We start from the raw sequence: 12,217 nt of genomic DNA on the forward strand, positions 1-12,217 counted from the left end.
CATGAACACCACAGGCTTCGCCGATGAAATATTGGATGAACTGAAACAGACCCTCACGCTCATTGATGACGCACAAGCCGAAAAACTGGTGGCTGGCATCCTGCAGGCAAAAAAAATATTTGTGGCAGGCGGCGGCCGCTCCGGCTTTATGGCGAAAGCATTCGTCATGCGCATGATGCATGTGGGACTGGATGCATATGTGGTAGGGGAAACGGTAACTCCGAATCTGGAACCTGATGATATTTTCATCGTCGGTTCCGGTTCCGGCGAAACCCAAAGCCTTGTTGCCATGACGAAAAAAGCGAAAGCCATCGGGGCAACGGTAGTGGCCATCACCATAAATCCGGAGTCTGCCATCGGCAGCCTCGGGGACATCGTGATTGAAATACCGGCTCAAGCGAAAGCGGACGGCGAAAGCGGCAAATCCATTCAACCGATGGGCTCCCTGTTCGAGCAATCGCTTCTCCTTTTCTACGATGCGGTGATTCTAAGGTTTATGGATAAAAAAGGGCTGAAATCCGACACCATGTACGGCAGACACGCCAATTTAGAATGAAAACCAATAAGCCTGAGCCTGAAGTCATTTCGGCTCAGGCTTATTTTCATTGTTCAGCGAGATACAGGGGCGATCCGCCGTTCGTTATTGCAATGATTCCGGACTCAAGAGCTTTCACTGGACAGACATGTAAATAACATGCCAATGTGAACGTACTGCTTAAAATAATGTGCGCAACGAAAGGATGGAAGAAATGAAAATGTATGATGTAACAGGTACCATCTACGAAGGAATGGCCGTCTATAAGGACAAACCGGAAAAACAGCCAAAAATAAACCCGCGGACAAACGGCTATGTAACTGAAACGCGCCTGGAGATGGATGTCCATACCGGGACCCATATCGATGCTCCGCTTCATATGATTGTGGATGGAGAAACGTTTGAATCGATTCCGTTGGATAAACTTGTCGGAAAATGCAAAGTCTTGGATTTGACCGCAACAGAGAAAGGCATTTCAAAAGCGGATCTGGAAAGATTCGAGCTCGAAAAAGATGACTTTGTTCTATTTAAAACGAAAAACTCATTTGACGAAAATTTTAATTTTGATTTCATTTTTCTTGCGGAAGACGGCGCAGACTATCTGTCCCAAGTAGGGATTCGCGGAGTTGGAATAGACGCACTTGGCATCGAACGAAGCCAGGAAGGCCATCCGACGCATAAAACTTTATTTGCCCATGACATCATCATCATAGAAGGTTTGGCTTTAAAGGAAGTCCAGCAAGGCGAATACTTCATGGTGGCGGCGCCATTAAAATTAACGGGTACGGATGCTTCACCTGCCCGAGTTCTGCTGTTTGATGAACTGAATTTTTAATCGCTTCAGAAAGCAGGATAAAAAGAAACTTCAAGGAGAGAGCCCATGTATAAAATGATAGCAATCGATCTTGACGGTACGCTGCTCACGGATGAGTTGACCATTTCACCGAATACCGCGGCGACCATCCAAAAAGCGATCCGAATGGGAACCGTGGTAACGATTGCGACGGGAAGAATGTTTTCATCCGCTAAATTGATTGCCGAACAGTTGGGGATCCATGCCCCGCTGATCACCTACCAAGGTGCCATGATCAGAATCGCAGGCGAAGCGGAAGCATTGTATGAACGCCCGGTCTCCCCTGACATTGCAGAAAAACTGCTCACAATCGCCCGCGAGAAAAACATTCACCTGCAAGTCTACCAAGACGACATTCTTTACGGTGCTGCAGAAACGGACAAGCTGATTGCTTATGCGAATGCCGTCCAAGTTCCGTATACGATAGAGCCGGACCTAATCGGGCTGGCTCAAAAAGGATTTACGAAATTGCTCTTTATCGATGAGCCGGAAGTTTTGGATCCCCTGCAAAAGGAATTGCAGTTATTATTCGGGGAGTCCGCCTATATCGCAAAATCAAAGAGAACTTACCTGGAAGTGACACATCCGGAAGCCAATAAAGGAAGCGCCCTTTTGTTCTTGGCGAACGAGTTGGGCATCGACCGTTCAGAAATCATCGGCATCGGCGACAACCACAACGATGCTGAACTGTTGAAGGCAGCCGGTTTCGGCATCGCCATGGGAAATGCCGTCCAGGAAGTAAAGGACATGGCGGATTATATTTCCCTCTCGAACAATGACGAAGGTGTAATGTACGCCATCGACAAATTCATTTTGGAACCGGCAAACGCTGGCACAACGCAGGAAGGAAGCGAAGAAGATGCCCAACTTGGGAGAAAAGAGCTTTAATTGTGAAAAAGAACTGACCCTTTCCATTATCGGCGGCAAGTGGAAGATGCTGATCCTGTGGCATTTGGGCAAAGAAGGAACAAAACGATTCGGCGAACTGAAAAACCTGATGCCGGGCATTACGCAACGCATGCTGGTGACTCAATTGCGCGAACTGGAAGAACACCTGATTGTGCACCGCGAAATCTATCCGGTCGTTCCGCCGAAAGTGGAATACTCCCTCACCGACCAAGGAAGAACCCTCATTCCCATTCTTGACTCGATGTATGAATGGGGCAAGGATTATATGGAACATAATCTAGGTACGACAGTGGAAAGCAAACAGAACGTGTAAACGAAAAAAGGCGGATCGCAAGTAAGATGCGATTCGCCTTATTTATTTGAGTGCGATCCTCAAAAGAATTACAGGAATCTCCTTGACCTGAGAACGATATCATACCGTATGCTGAAAACAAGAAGCAGCTTTCGTTGATTTGTGGCAGTTGGAGATGTCTTTTGTGAGTGTAACCCTTTCCGGGGCATGATTGCACCAGACTCTTTGCCATTACTGTTTAACGATCACGCTGCTTTTTGTCGTATACAAAAGCTCTTCAAACAGTCCGCCTTTCAATCAAGCGGACGGCAACTTCTTCGTGTGACATCTCTTTTGATAAGGTCTGGCCGAACAGAAGCTGGCCGATGGAATTCAAAGGGATGCCGATCGTGGTGATGTCCATCGCTTTGGCGATCGGGTGATTATCGAATCCGATGATCGCCAAATCTTCCGGAATGGAGATGCCGTATTTGGAACTGGCAATCACAATGCCAGCCGCCACTTGATCACTCGTTGCCAGCAGAGCTGTTGGACGGCGCTGAAGCTGCGAAAACCGTTCTAATATGCGTTCACCATCTTCCAGGTACAGGCAATCCTTCACCGTGTATTCTTCATGATAAGGCAGACCCTGCATTTTCAGAAAATCTTGGTATGCCTGTTCACGGCATCTGCTGTTTGTGCCATCGGATCGATTGATGGAAAATCCAATTTCCCGATGTCCCTTATCATACAGGTAAGCCAGTGCATTCATAAAACAGGCGTAATGATCAACGAAGGTATAACTTAATGGCGTGGTTCCCCCGTTTTCGAATAACACGATCGTGCCGTATTGGCGATAGCGCTCGATGGTCTCCAGCGAAACTTTTCTCGAACAAATGATCAGGCTGTCGATTTGCTTGAGCTTCAACATCTCCAACGCTTCCATTTCCTGGCCTTCATGATAACCGGTCTGGTAAAGAACCAGCTTATAGTGATGGCTTGCTGCCGCTTGAGAGATCCCTTGTATCAATTGCGAAAAATACGGATGATCCACGATGGGCAGCACGACTCCCACCAGGTTTGTTTTGCCTTTTTTCAAATTGATGGCATTGATGTTTTGGATATATCCCGTTTCTGCAATGGCCTTTTCCACCGCTTCTACTTTTTCCTTCGTCACATATGGATGGTTATTCAACACACGTGAAACAGTCGCAACAGAAACGCCTGCTATTCTGGCAATATCCTGGATGCTTGCCATCCCATCGCCTCCCCACTTTTCATTCCTTACTTATTAAAATGAATGCCATGCTCGATATAAGGGACAGCCGCTTTGATGAATTCTTCCGGAGAGGCTTGGCTGTTCCTTTTCCATTCCACCGATGCCCCGTAGATTCCCCAACTGAGCATGACCGCAGTAGTTTTAAGGGCTCCTTCTTGCTCGATTCCTTTTTGCTTCACCAATAGTTTATGGAACAGGACTTCGAGCTGTTCCCGTATAATCCGGGCGATGGTATCCTCGTATCCCCGGTGGCACCGGTTCGAGAGGGAGGTTTGGAAATTAGTGACCGCCTCGAAGATTTTGACGAACGTTTCTTCGTTCAGTTCATCGTGCCGGTATGTGTTTGAATCCAGATTCACTAATAAAACTTCCGATAAGGCCTTCTCCAATAAATCGTATATATCCTCGAAATGGTAATAGAACGTCGCGCGGTTAATCATGGCTTCGGCTGTGATGTCTTTTACCGTAATATCCTTAAACTCTTTTCCTTCTGATAGTGTGATGAAGGAATCCATAATCAATTTACGGGTCCGGATTACACGTGGGTCCGTCTTGGTTTGCGCCATTCGGCTTTCACTCCTTTTCCGACAATTTCCGGAATGTGTTGCATAAGCGACAAATCACCGGAACTATTGGTGTTGATTGCTTTCATTATGGCTTAAGATCGAATTGTAAAGCAAATAAGCTAACCGAAAACACTCAGCTACACCCAATTTAGCAGGAGGAGGAAATAAAAATGAAAAATAACAATCTGATGTGCGATATCGAAACAGGCATTTGCGGCGTTGCAGAAGAAGAGGAAACCGGACTCATTGATTTCAGCAAGCCTCAAAAATCAGTTACGCTTTATTATGTAACAGATCCGATCTGTTCCCATTGCTGGGCCATCGAACCGGTGTTGCGCCGATTCACAGAACAGTACGGTGAACATTTCAACTTCCAGACCGTTATGGGCGGCTTACTGGAAAAATGGCATGACGGGCCCATCGATCCTGCAAATGGCATCTATAAGCCAGCCGACGTCGCAGGCCATTGGAGAGAAGTCGGCGACCATTCAAGAATGCCGATTGACGGATCATTGATGATCGACAATCCTGTCCAGTCGTCTTATCCTCCTTCCCGCGTCTTTAAAGTGATTCAGGATGTCCATAGCGAAGCCAAGGCGAATGAATACCTGCGCCGCGCAAGAGAAGCCCTTTTCGCATTCAACCAAAACATTTCAGAGGCTTCCGTTATGATCGACATCGTCAATCAGATGGGCCTTGATGGTCAAACCATTGTGCAGCAGGCGGAACAAGCAGCCGGACAGCAGGCATTGAATGAAGATTTTGCATTGGCCAGAAGCTTGGGCGCCCGAGGATTCCCTTCCATCATCATGGTCAATGAAGACAACAAAGGCGTCAAACTTGTCGGCGGTCGGCCGTTCGAATCCTATGTAAACGGCTTGAAGCAAGTGCTGAATGAGGAAGAACTGCAAGCCAAGCCGCAACCTGCACTTTCTCAGCTGCTGGAAAAAGAACAACTGCTGTTTTCCAAGGAAATTGAAGTGATGTACGATGTGGAACCAGCTGAGATAAACGCATTTATTGAAAAAGAACTCGCCCCTGGCCATTATCAGGCCCATGAAATTTTAGGGGAATCGTATTTCACACCAGCTACAAAATAAGGAGGAAAACACCATGGCATATATTCTTCAAGTAGATTTTAAGATGGACGGCCCTTTCGGAGATGAAATGGCAGAAGCGTTTACAGAACTGGCGAAAAGCATCAACGAGGAAGAGGGCTTTCTGTGGAAGATTTGGACTGAAAACCCGGAAACAAAGGAAGCCGGTGGTATATATCTTTTCCAAACAAAAGAGACCGCTGAAAAATACGTCGATATGCACACCAAGCGCTTAGCCGGGTTTGGCATTTCACCGGTCCATGCCAAGATTTTCGAAGTCAATTCTGCACTGACGGAAATCAATAAAGGTCCAGTCAATCAGTAAACAATACAGTTCCAACTTCAAAAGAACAGGAGACGCGATTGGATACGCGTTGCCTGTTCTTTTTATGTTTACATCCATTTTTTCTATACGTGAACGCGTTTTGCTCTCCATAGCTGAAATGTGATGGCACCCGCGGTCATCAATACCGGGAAAGTAAGTACCACAAAGCTGAGAAACAGCACATGAAAAACAGTTTGAACGAGATCCGGACCCATTTGGGACAGTACATAACTGATGATTGTGATTAATACACAAACGATGGAAATGGAAATCAAGGGCTTTTGCTGGCGGACCAGATTATCGACAGACGATTCTTTGTCACTGTATATCGGCTTTGTGCCCGGCAAGGCTTTAAACAAATGGATGCCGGCATTTGAACTGACATGATTCCAACCAGCCATTTCAAACATCTCGAAGTATTCCTCTTCTTCGCCTTTTTTAAAATCACGGTAATCGATGCTGAAAATCACGTCTTCCGGTGCGCCTTTTTCCAGTTGGTATCCCATAAATTTAAAGCGTTTAACATTCCAGCCCTGCGCCGCTTTCTCCCGCAACTTTTTCAAATCACTTTGTTCTGAAAATGCTAATCCACCGGACATCATGTATTTTTTGTTTCTCATCAGGCTTCTCCTCCTTGTAATCCTGTTTCTGCAAATTGGACCATCGTTTTTCTTCGTTCAATATCCTGCTTTAAGACTTCTCTTCCCAAAGCCGTCAGCATATAGACTTTGCGCCTGGAATCCGCATCTTCGTAAAGCTCAATATACGCTTCATTTGTCAGTTTTTTAATGATCGTATAAAGGGATGCCGGTCCGATCACTACCGCTCCATCCGTTATCTCCTCCACTATATTCATTACTGCGTAGCCGTGCCTTGGTGTTGTGAAAGCGGCCATAATGTAAAAAACGGAATCCGTCAGCTGCTCTAATGATTTCATATTCCCACTCCTTTATATCACTTTGTGATATGTCTAAAAGTAATATATCATTAAGTGATATAACTGTCTATAAAAAAGGGAAAAACTTTTGAGAAAGTTTTTCCTTTTTAAATGGCTTTTCTTTTTTGTCATCAGCTGTTTCATTACTTACAAAAGCTCTAATTCCCACTCCATATATCCTCAAAAATCAGGTTTTCTAACGAACGCCTTTTTTCCCATCCCGCTGCTTCCAAAATCGGTTTGTCGGGATAATCTTGCGTATAGCCAAGCGACAGAAGGGCGATCGGATCGACATGCGGCGGAATGTCCAGGATGTCCCGGACGTCGTTTTTCTTATAGAAGCTTACCCAGCCCATCGCTAAGCCTTCTGCACAGGCAGCCAACCACATATTTTGGATGGCACAGGCCGTAGATAAAGCGTCTGTTTCAGGAATGGAATTGCGCCCCAGGACATGGGAGCCGCCTCTTGTCGGATCACAAGTTACACAAATCGTTACGGGTGCCTGCTTTATGCCTTCGACTTTCAATCCAAGAAACTTGTTTTCTTTCTCCCCTTCGTAATGAATGGCCAGTGCCCGCCGCTCCTTATCTGCGGCCCAGGCCAGCTTTTCTTTCATTTCGGGCGAAGATACCACAATGAAATTCCAGGGCTGCATGAACCCTACGGACGGCGCATGGTGTGCAGCCTCCAGAATAGTGGTGATCAGTTCTTCCGGGACAGGCGTCGGCAAAAAGCTGCGAATATCTCTTCTAGTGTAAATTGCTTTATATACACCTCTTTTTTCTTCTTCAGTAAACATCTTTTTCTCCTCTCTTCATCAAATCTTAAGGCCAACTTCCGAAAACGTGGCCATTTCTTTCATTATCCGGCAGGCCGCATCTACAAGTGGGAATGCTAAAGCGGCGCCCGACCCTTCACCTAAACACATCTCCATATGCAGCACCGGCTGGATGCCCAGCAATTCACTTGCTTTTTTCCCGCCCGGTTCAGCGCTTGCATGCGAAGCAATCAGGTAATATTTCACTTTCGGTTCGATCGACACCGCTATCAGCGCCGCAATGGTGGAGATGTACCCATCCAGTACAACCGGCACGCGGTTTGCTGCCGCTCCGATCATGACACCTGCCATGCCGCCGATTTCCAGTCCACCGACTTTGGCCAAAACGTCGATGGCATTGTCTTTATCCGGCCGGTTCGTTTCAATGGCTTTCTTAATGACTTGGGCTTTATGCGAGATTCCTCCACTGCCGACGCCTGCACCTTTGCCGGTAATCTCTTCAGCCGGAATGTGTCCAAGCACCGATAAAATGGCTGTGCTCGGCGTGGTGTTGCCGATGCCCATTTCGCCGGTCCCCAACAGATTGGCGCCTTTTTGGATTTCCGCTTCTGCGATGGAAATCCCCGTCTCCAGCGAACGGATCGCCTCTTCTATCGTCATCGCCGGTCCTGCCGCAATATTGCCTGCGCCTTGCCTGATTTTCCGGTCAATCACTCCTGCATCATTCGGAAAGTCTCCTTTTACACCGATATCGACGGTGACCACTTCCGCTCCCGCTGTTTTTGCCAGCACCCCGACTCCGGTGATGCCTTTTGCGATGAACATCGTTTGCGCATATGTCACTTCCTGCGGGTTGGAAGAAATCCCTTCCTCATAAACGCCGTGGTCGGCAGCCATCACGATAATCGCTTTTCGATCAAACACTGGATACATTTCTCCCGAAATCCCAGCCAATTGCACAGCGAGCTCTTCCAGCTTGCCAAGACTGCGCGGCGGCTTGATCAGGCTGTCCACACGCTCCCGCGCTTTCTCCATCATTTCCTGGTCCAACCCTTGAATACGCTCCATTGTTTGCTGCAATACATTCATCCTTCTCTTCCCCTTCCTGAATTAAAAAGAAAAAGCCTCCAGTTTATTTGCGTGAACAAATAAACTAAAGACTTTTCCATGATCTATAAGCAGAACGTAAGCAGGCAGGTCTCCTGGCTCCGGATCACCGTTTTACAGGCCTTCCCGGACCAATCTCCAGTGGCAAATCTGTAAAACTCCCCGTTACAGTGGCGGGACCGCTGAAGATTTTCACTTCATTCCCTATTCTCCCCGAAGGGCACCTGTTACGGTTATTCAATTATTCTTTCATTTAGCTTACCGCAAAAGCGCGTTTTTGCAAACACAACCAGAGAAGCAATTTATGACTTCCTCATAATAAGCTGACGCAGTTTCAAATTTTCTCCGAAGTGAAGGATGCCTTTCGGATAGACTTTTGCTGCAAAATAACCGAATGCAAAGGTGGTGATCACCAGCAAGCCGATGGATAGAGCGATTTCCCCAAATGATGCAGCGTCTTTCATGATCAGAATAATCATATTGAATGGTGAGGTAAACGGAAATGTTGCCATGAACTTGGATAGCGTTGATGCAGGGTCATCCATGACAAAAAGGATTCCCGAGAAAGCACTGACCATCAAGAGAATAGAAATTGGCATCGTCGTTCCGTTCAGTTCTTCAGGACGGCTGACCATGGAACCGAACACCGCATATAGAGAAGCATATAATAAATACCCCAATAAAAAGAAGATGAAGAAGTACACGCAATGCTCGACTGTCAGCGCCGATAGATTCAAGTCAAAATTCCCTAAACTTTGTGCGGGTTCCACAAGCCCTGATTTCAAGTACAACGCAACAGATCCAAAGAAAGCGGCGAACTGCATGAGGCTTGCTAAAGCGATTCCGAATATTTTACCGAAAATCATCGCCAGCGGGTTTACTTTTGTCACCATTACTTCCATGACCCGTGAAGCTTTTTCTGAGGCGACGCCGGTTGCAATCGTTGTGCCATACATCATAACTGCCATCAAAATGAACATCAGCATCAAGTAAATCACAAACACCGATACTTCATTCTCTGAAGTGAATTGTCCTTTTTCCATGGCAACCGGAACGAACAAGGACTGTTGATCCGCTTCCGACATACCGTTGCTATCGGCAATTCTTTGCGTATTCTTCGCCTGAAGATACTGGGACAGAGACGAATTTAAAGCGACGTCATTCGATTTGGAAAAATAGGTCACAGAATAATTGCTGGCATTGTCATCAATTAGGTATAAGCCAGCAATTTTTCCTTCCTGCGCTTCTTTTTTCAAAGATTCTATCTGCTGTTGTGCCCCTTCTTTCCACTCCCAATCGGTCAATTGCTTTTCCAGTTCCGAGACAGTTATATCGGCGGCATTGGATACAACCACCATTTCTTCTTTCGGATCCGCAAAATTCTCCAAGATGCTGGGCAATGAAATGGCGAATATGGAAATCAGAATCAACGCAAACGTTGTCGTAAGGTAGGACTTCGAAGTCACTCTTTCCCGAAAAGATTGTTTAAAGACCAGATAAAAATTTCTCAATCTCAATCCCCTGCCTTTTCAATAAAGATTTGGTTTAATGATGGATCGGCGATGCCGATTTTCCGAATCGGAACCAAGCTTTTTATTTTTTCGATGAGGTATAACCCTTGATCCATGGTTTTTACCTGTAATTGATATTCTTTCCCCTTTTTTATAAACTCAGTTTGCAAGCCCATCAAATATTCTTCCAGGGGCTGGGTAGATTCGATATTTACATACTTAAATCCGTATTGGGTCTTGATATCCGAGATGGATCCTGAAAGCACGACCTCGCCTTGCTTCATCAAATAGACCCGATCGCAAAATGATTCAACGCTCTCCATTCGATGGCTTGAGAAGATTAAGGTTTTTTTCTCTTGAATCAGACTTTCTATCACCTGCTCCAACATTTGGGCATTAACAGGATCAAGTCCGCTGAAAGGTTCATCCAAAATAATCAAATCCGGATCATGCATAAGCGCAGCGATCAATTGAATTTTTTGCTGGTTTCCTTTCGATAAATCTCCTGTGTCTTTTTTGATATACTGGCTTATTTCCAATCGTTCAATCCATTTCATCGCCTCCTGCTTTGCAGCACGCTTGCTCATGCCTTCCAATTGGCCAAAATAAACCAGTTGGTCCATCATGTTCATCTTCGGATAAAGCCCTCTTTCCTCAGGCAAATAGCCCAGTTTGACTTCTTTCCGTGAGAATGACTTTCCTCCCCATTCGATGCTTCCGCTTTCCTGCTGCAATAACCCGAGAATCATCCGGATCGTCGTCGTTTTTCCTGCGCCGTTTCGTCCCAGCAGTCCCACGGCTTCGCCTTGGCTTACTGATAAAGACAAGTTCTTTACTGCATGATACGGTCCGAAATGCTTGTTCACATCGTTTATTGTCAGGTTCATCATCTATCTTCCTCTCTTTAGAAAAATGTTTTATACACTACGACTACCAGTACACCCGCAATCGCTAAGAGTCCATATTGCAATAGCTTGTTCATGAAATCATCTCCTTAGTCTGTAATCCATTGAATGGCTGTTTCTTTTGAATCCAGTTGTTTGCTTTCGCGGACAATTGTTAATTCTCCGTGCAGAAGAACCGCCTTTTCGTAGCTTTCAATCACTTGTTCTTCTTCGGCATTCTTTTCATACAAAAGGCCCAATCGAAATCTTTTTTCTTTTGCAAGCTCTGAACTGATTTCCCCTACTTTTTTAAAGTAATTGTGATCAAAATCCATCTCGAATCGACCCGACTGGCTAACCCCTTCTACAGCTTTATCATCGAGAATGACAATTTCAGGCTTTGGCAGACCCGATGCCTGGGAAAAAGCGCGGAAACAAATTTGGGCCAGTGTATTCAAGTGGATCAGCGGCTTGTTGTTCGATAAGTGCATGTCAGTTTCCGTGTCTGTGTAAATGGTAAATGGAAAGGCAATCTCCATTGCGCATCCTCCTTCCTTAAGTTTTTTTAGCATTTTGCTCATTGCGTCAGTTACTTAACAGTTTTCGGGTAAAAAAACCTGTTTAAATCCAAGATTTCATCAAGAATAAAAGAGCGAATTTTACCAATTTTTTTCAACCAGTTTCCCGCCTTATGATGGATATAAGAAAAAAATATCCAACAAAAAGGAGATTATCATTCATGAAAAAATTACTCGTTTCCCTTACACTTTTTGCTTCTCTTGTCACAGCCACTGATTCTGCATCTGCTTTTCAAGCCTCTGATGCACCGCAAACCGAGTCGCCTAAAGTTGCCATCAAAGTAGATGTGAAGGAGATTATCGGGTTATTCGACCGAGAACCTGAAGGTTACTAATATCTCTATTGATCAGAAGTCATTCAGCTTAATTGCTGAATGACTTCTTTTATTTAAAATGCTTTTTGATAAATGGGATCCAATACACCTTTCACTTTATCCTGTTCGTAAAAATGTTCTAAATAGGCACTAGAAGCTCCTTCAACTCCCATCATTTCCTTTTCCGAAAGTTCAGCTGCATGATAATTGGTTTTTGATGCACTTTCTTTTTTGGGCAAAAAGCCAAAGAATTTTTTTCTCATCTTGGTCCC

17 protein-coding genes and 1 riboswitch are annotated in these 12,217 nt (G+C 45.4%); of the genes, 7 read left to right on the forward strand and 10 right to left on the reverse strand.

Annotated features, from left to right (window positions below; genetic code table 11):
* Position 1 precedes the first annotated feature (1 nt).
* The 4 genes from hxlB (at position 2) to IRE19_RS09535 (ending at position 2,610) form a co-directional block, all read left to right on the forward strand.
* On the forward strand, positions 2–556 hold the full coding sequence (gene hxlB / locus IRE19_RS09520) for a 6-phospho-3-hexuloisomerase (protein ID WP_191714761.1): 555 nt from the start codon (positions 2–4) through the stop codon (positions 554–556).
* Between the two features lie 193 nt (positions 557–749).
* Entirely contained in the window at positions 750–1,370 is a 621-nt protein-coding gene (locus IRE19_RS09525; protein WP_191714760.1) for a cyclase family protein, read from the forward strand.
* Between the two features lie 45 nt (positions 1,371–1,415).
* A complete protein-coding gene (locus IRE19_RS09530; protein WP_203340203.1) occupies positions 1,416–2,276 on the forward strand; it encodes a Cof-type HAD-IIB family hydrolase in 861 nt (286 codons plus the stop codon).
* Positions 2,248–2,610, forward strand: coding sequence for a winged helix-turn-helix transcriptional regulator (locus IRE19_RS09535; protein ID WP_191714758.1), 363 nt, complete (start codon positions 2,248–2,250; stop codon positions 2,608–2,610). Before IRE19_RS09530 ends, IRE19_RS09535 begins: the two co-directional genes overlap by 29 nt.
* A 256-nt stretch (positions 2,611–2,866) precedes the next feature.
* Here IRE19_RS09535 and IRE19_RS09540 read toward each other — a convergent pair whose 3' ends face one another.
* Together IRE19_RS09540 and IRE19_RS09545 are read right to left on the reverse strand one after the other, a co-directional pair.
* Positions 2,867–3,826, reverse strand: coding sequence for a LacI family DNA-binding transcriptional regulator (locus IRE19_RS09540; protein ID WP_203340204.1), 960 nt, complete (start codon positions 3,824–3,826; stop codon positions 2,867–2,869).
* Between the two features lie 26 nt (positions 3,827–3,852).
* Complete coding sequence (locus tag IRE19_RS09545; RefSeq protein WP_203340205.1) at positions 3,853–4,413, reverse strand: TetR/AcrR family transcriptional regulator; 561 nt, start codon at positions 4,411–4,413, stop codon at positions 3,853–3,855.
* A 170-nt stretch (positions 4,414–4,583) separates the two neighbouring features.
* Here IRE19_RS09545 and IRE19_RS09550 point away from each other — a divergent pair, with 170 nt between their 5' ends.
* Together IRE19_RS09550 and IRE19_RS09555 are read left to right on the forward strand one after the other, a co-directional pair.
* Positions 4,584–5,513, forward strand: a complete 930-nt coding sequence (locus IRE19_RS09550; protein ID WP_203340206.1) for a DsbA family protein — start codon at positions 4,584–4,586, stop codon at positions 5,511–5,513.
* Between the two features lie 13 nt (positions 5,514–5,526).
* The gene (locus tag IRE19_RS09555) at positions 5,527–5,835 is read left to right on the forward strand and encodes a monooxygenase (RefSeq protein ID WP_203340207.1); all 309 of its coding nucleotides are present in this window, start codon (positions 5,527–5,529) and stop codon (positions 5,833–5,835) included.
* Between the two features lie 83 nt (positions 5,836–5,918).
* Here the strand turns inward: IRE19_RS09555 and IRE19_RS09560 are convergent, their stop codons facing one another.
* The 7 genes from IRE19_RS09560 to IRE19_RS09590 all read right to left on the reverse strand — a co-directional run bounded on the left by IRE19_RS09560 (position 5,919) and on the right by IRE19_RS09590 (position 11,592).
* On the reverse strand, positions 5,919–6,455 hold the full coding sequence (locus IRE19_RS09560; protein WP_203340208.1) for a DUF2812 domain-containing protein: 537 nt from the start codon (positions 6,453–6,455) through the stop codon (positions 5,919–5,921).
* Complete coding sequence (locus IRE19_RS09565) at positions 6,455–6,772, reverse strand: PadR family transcriptional regulator (protein WP_203340209.1); 318 nt, start codon at positions 6,770–6,772, stop codon at positions 6,455–6,457. The genes IRE19_RS09560 and IRE19_RS09565 overlap by 1 nt, the downstream gene beginning before the upstream one ends.
* A 158-nt stretch (positions 6,773–6,930) precedes the next feature.
* Complete coding sequence (gene bluB / locus IRE19_RS09570) at positions 6,931–7,572, reverse strand: 5,6-dimethylbenzimidazole synthase (protein ID WP_203340210.1); 642 nt, start codon at positions 7,570–7,572, stop codon at positions 6,931–6,933.
* An 18-nt stretch (positions 7,573–7,590) separates the two neighbouring features.
* Positions 7,591–8,640 (reverse strand): nicotinate-nucleotide--dimethylbenzimidazole phosphoribosyltransferase, encoded by a 1,050-nt coding sequence (gene cobT / locus IRE19_RS09575; RefSeq protein WP_203340211.1) that lies wholly within the window; start codon positions 8,638–8,640, stop codon positions 7,591–7,593.
* A gap of 86 nt (positions 8,641–8,726) precedes the next feature.
* Positions 8,727–8,901, reverse strand: a riboswitch (cobalamin riboswitch).
* A 59-nt stretch (positions 8,902–8,960) separates the two neighbouring features.
* Positions 8,961–10,169: an ABC transporter permease gene (locus tag IRE19_RS09580; protein WP_203340212.1), complete on the reverse strand. Its 1,209-nt coding sequence runs from the start codon at positions 10,167–10,169 to the stop codon at positions 8,961–8,963.
* Positions 10,170–10,171: 2 nt separating this feature from the next.
* Positions 10,172–11,056: an ABC transporter ATP-binding protein gene (locus IRE19_RS09585; protein WP_191715079.1), complete on the reverse strand. Its 885-nt coding sequence runs from the start codon at positions 11,054–11,056 to the stop codon at positions 10,172–10,174.
* 107 nt (positions 11,057–11,163) lie between these two features.
* Complete coding sequence (locus tag IRE19_RS09590) at positions 11,164–11,592, reverse strand: hypothetical protein (protein WP_191714750.1); 429 nt, start codon at positions 11,590–11,592, stop codon at positions 11,164–11,166.
* Positions 11,593–11,792: 200 nt separating this feature from the next.
* Between IRE19_RS09590 and IRE19_RS09595 the strand changes: the two genes are divergently transcribed.
* Positions 11,793–11,966 carry a hypothetical protein gene (locus tag IRE19_RS09595; RefSeq protein ID WP_191714749.1) on the forward strand — a complete coding sequence of 58 codons (174 nt, stop codon included), beginning with the start codon at positions 11,793–11,795 and terminating at the stop codon, positions 11,964–11,966.
* A gap of 53 nt (positions 11,967–12,019) precedes the next feature.
* Here IRE19_RS09595 and IRE19_RS09600 read toward each other — a convergent pair whose 3' ends face one another.
* Positions 12,020–12,208 carry a hypothetical protein gene (locus tag IRE19_RS09600; RefSeq protein WP_191714748.1) on the reverse strand — a complete coding sequence of 63 codons (189 nt, stop codon included), beginning with the start codon at positions 12,206–12,208 and terminating at the stop codon, positions 12,020–12,022.
* Positions 12,209–12,217 lie beyond the last annotated feature (9 nt).

This window comes from Planococcus beijingensis, from assembly GCF_016820615.1.
Lineage (GTDB): Bacteria > Bacillota > Bacilli > Bacillales_A > Planococcaceae > Planococcus > Planococcus notacanthi.

Coding starts and splice junctions, on each gene's coding strand:
- IRE19_RS09560 (WP_203340208.1), bottom strand. CDS start 6,455: ATGAGAAACAAAAAATACATGATGTCCGGTGGATTAGCATTTTCAGAA.
- IRE19_RS09535 (WP_191714758.1), top strand. CDS start 2,248: ATGCCCAACTTGGGAGAAAAGAGCTTTAATTGTGAAAAAGAACTGACC.
- bluB (WP_203340210.1), bottom strand. CDS start 7,572: ATGTTTACTGAAGAAGAAAAAAGAGGTGTATATAAAGCAATTTACACT.
- IRE19_RS09545 (WP_203340205.1), bottom strand. CDS start 4,413: ATGGCGCAAACCAAGACGGACCCACGTGTAATCCGGACCCGTAAATTG.
- IRE19_RS09585 (WP_191715079.1), bottom strand. CDS start 11,056: ATGAACCTGACAATAAACGATGTGAACAAGCATTTCGGACCGTATCAT.
- IRE19_RS09525 (WP_191714760.1), top strand. CDS start 750: ATGAAAATGTATGATGTAACAGGTACCATCTACGAAGGAATGGCCGTC.
- hxlB (WP_191714761.1), top strand. CDS start 2: ATGAACACCACAGGCTTCGCCGATGAAATATTGGATGAACTGAAACAG.
- IRE19_RS09600 (WP_191714748.1), bottom strand. CDS start 12,208: ATGAGAAAAAAATTCTTTGGCTTTTTGCCCAAAAAAGAAAGTGCATCA.
- IRE19_RS09550 (WP_203340206.1), top strand. CDS start 4,584: ATGAAAAATAACAATCTGATGTGCGATATCGAAACAGGCATTTGCGGC.
- IRE19_RS09555 (WP_203340207.1), top strand. CDS start 5,527: ATGGCATATATTCTTCAAGTAGATTTTAAGATGGACGGCCCTTTCGGA.
- IRE19_RS09540 (WP_203340204.1), bottom strand. CDS start 3,826: ATGGCAAGCATCCAGGATATTGCCAGAATAGCAGGCGTTTCTGTTGCG.
- IRE19_RS09595 (WP_191714749.1), top strand. CDS start 11,793: ATGAAAAAATTACTCGTTTCCCTTACACTTTTTGCTTCTCTTGTCACA.
- IRE19_RS09530 (WP_203340203.1), top strand. CDS start 1,416: ATGTATAAAATGATAGCAATCGATCTTGACGGTACGCTGCTCACGGAT.
- IRE19_RS09565 (WP_203340209.1), bottom strand. CDS start 6,772: ATGAAATCATTAGAGCAGCTGACGGATTCCGTTTTTTACATTATGGCC.
- cobT (WP_203340211.1), bottom strand. CDS start 8,640: ATGAATGTATTGCAGCAAACAATGGAGCGTATTCAAGGGTTGGACCAG.
- IRE19_RS09590 (WP_191714750.1), bottom strand. CDS start 11,592: ATGGAGATTGCCTTTCCATTTACCATTTACACAGACACGGAAACTGAC.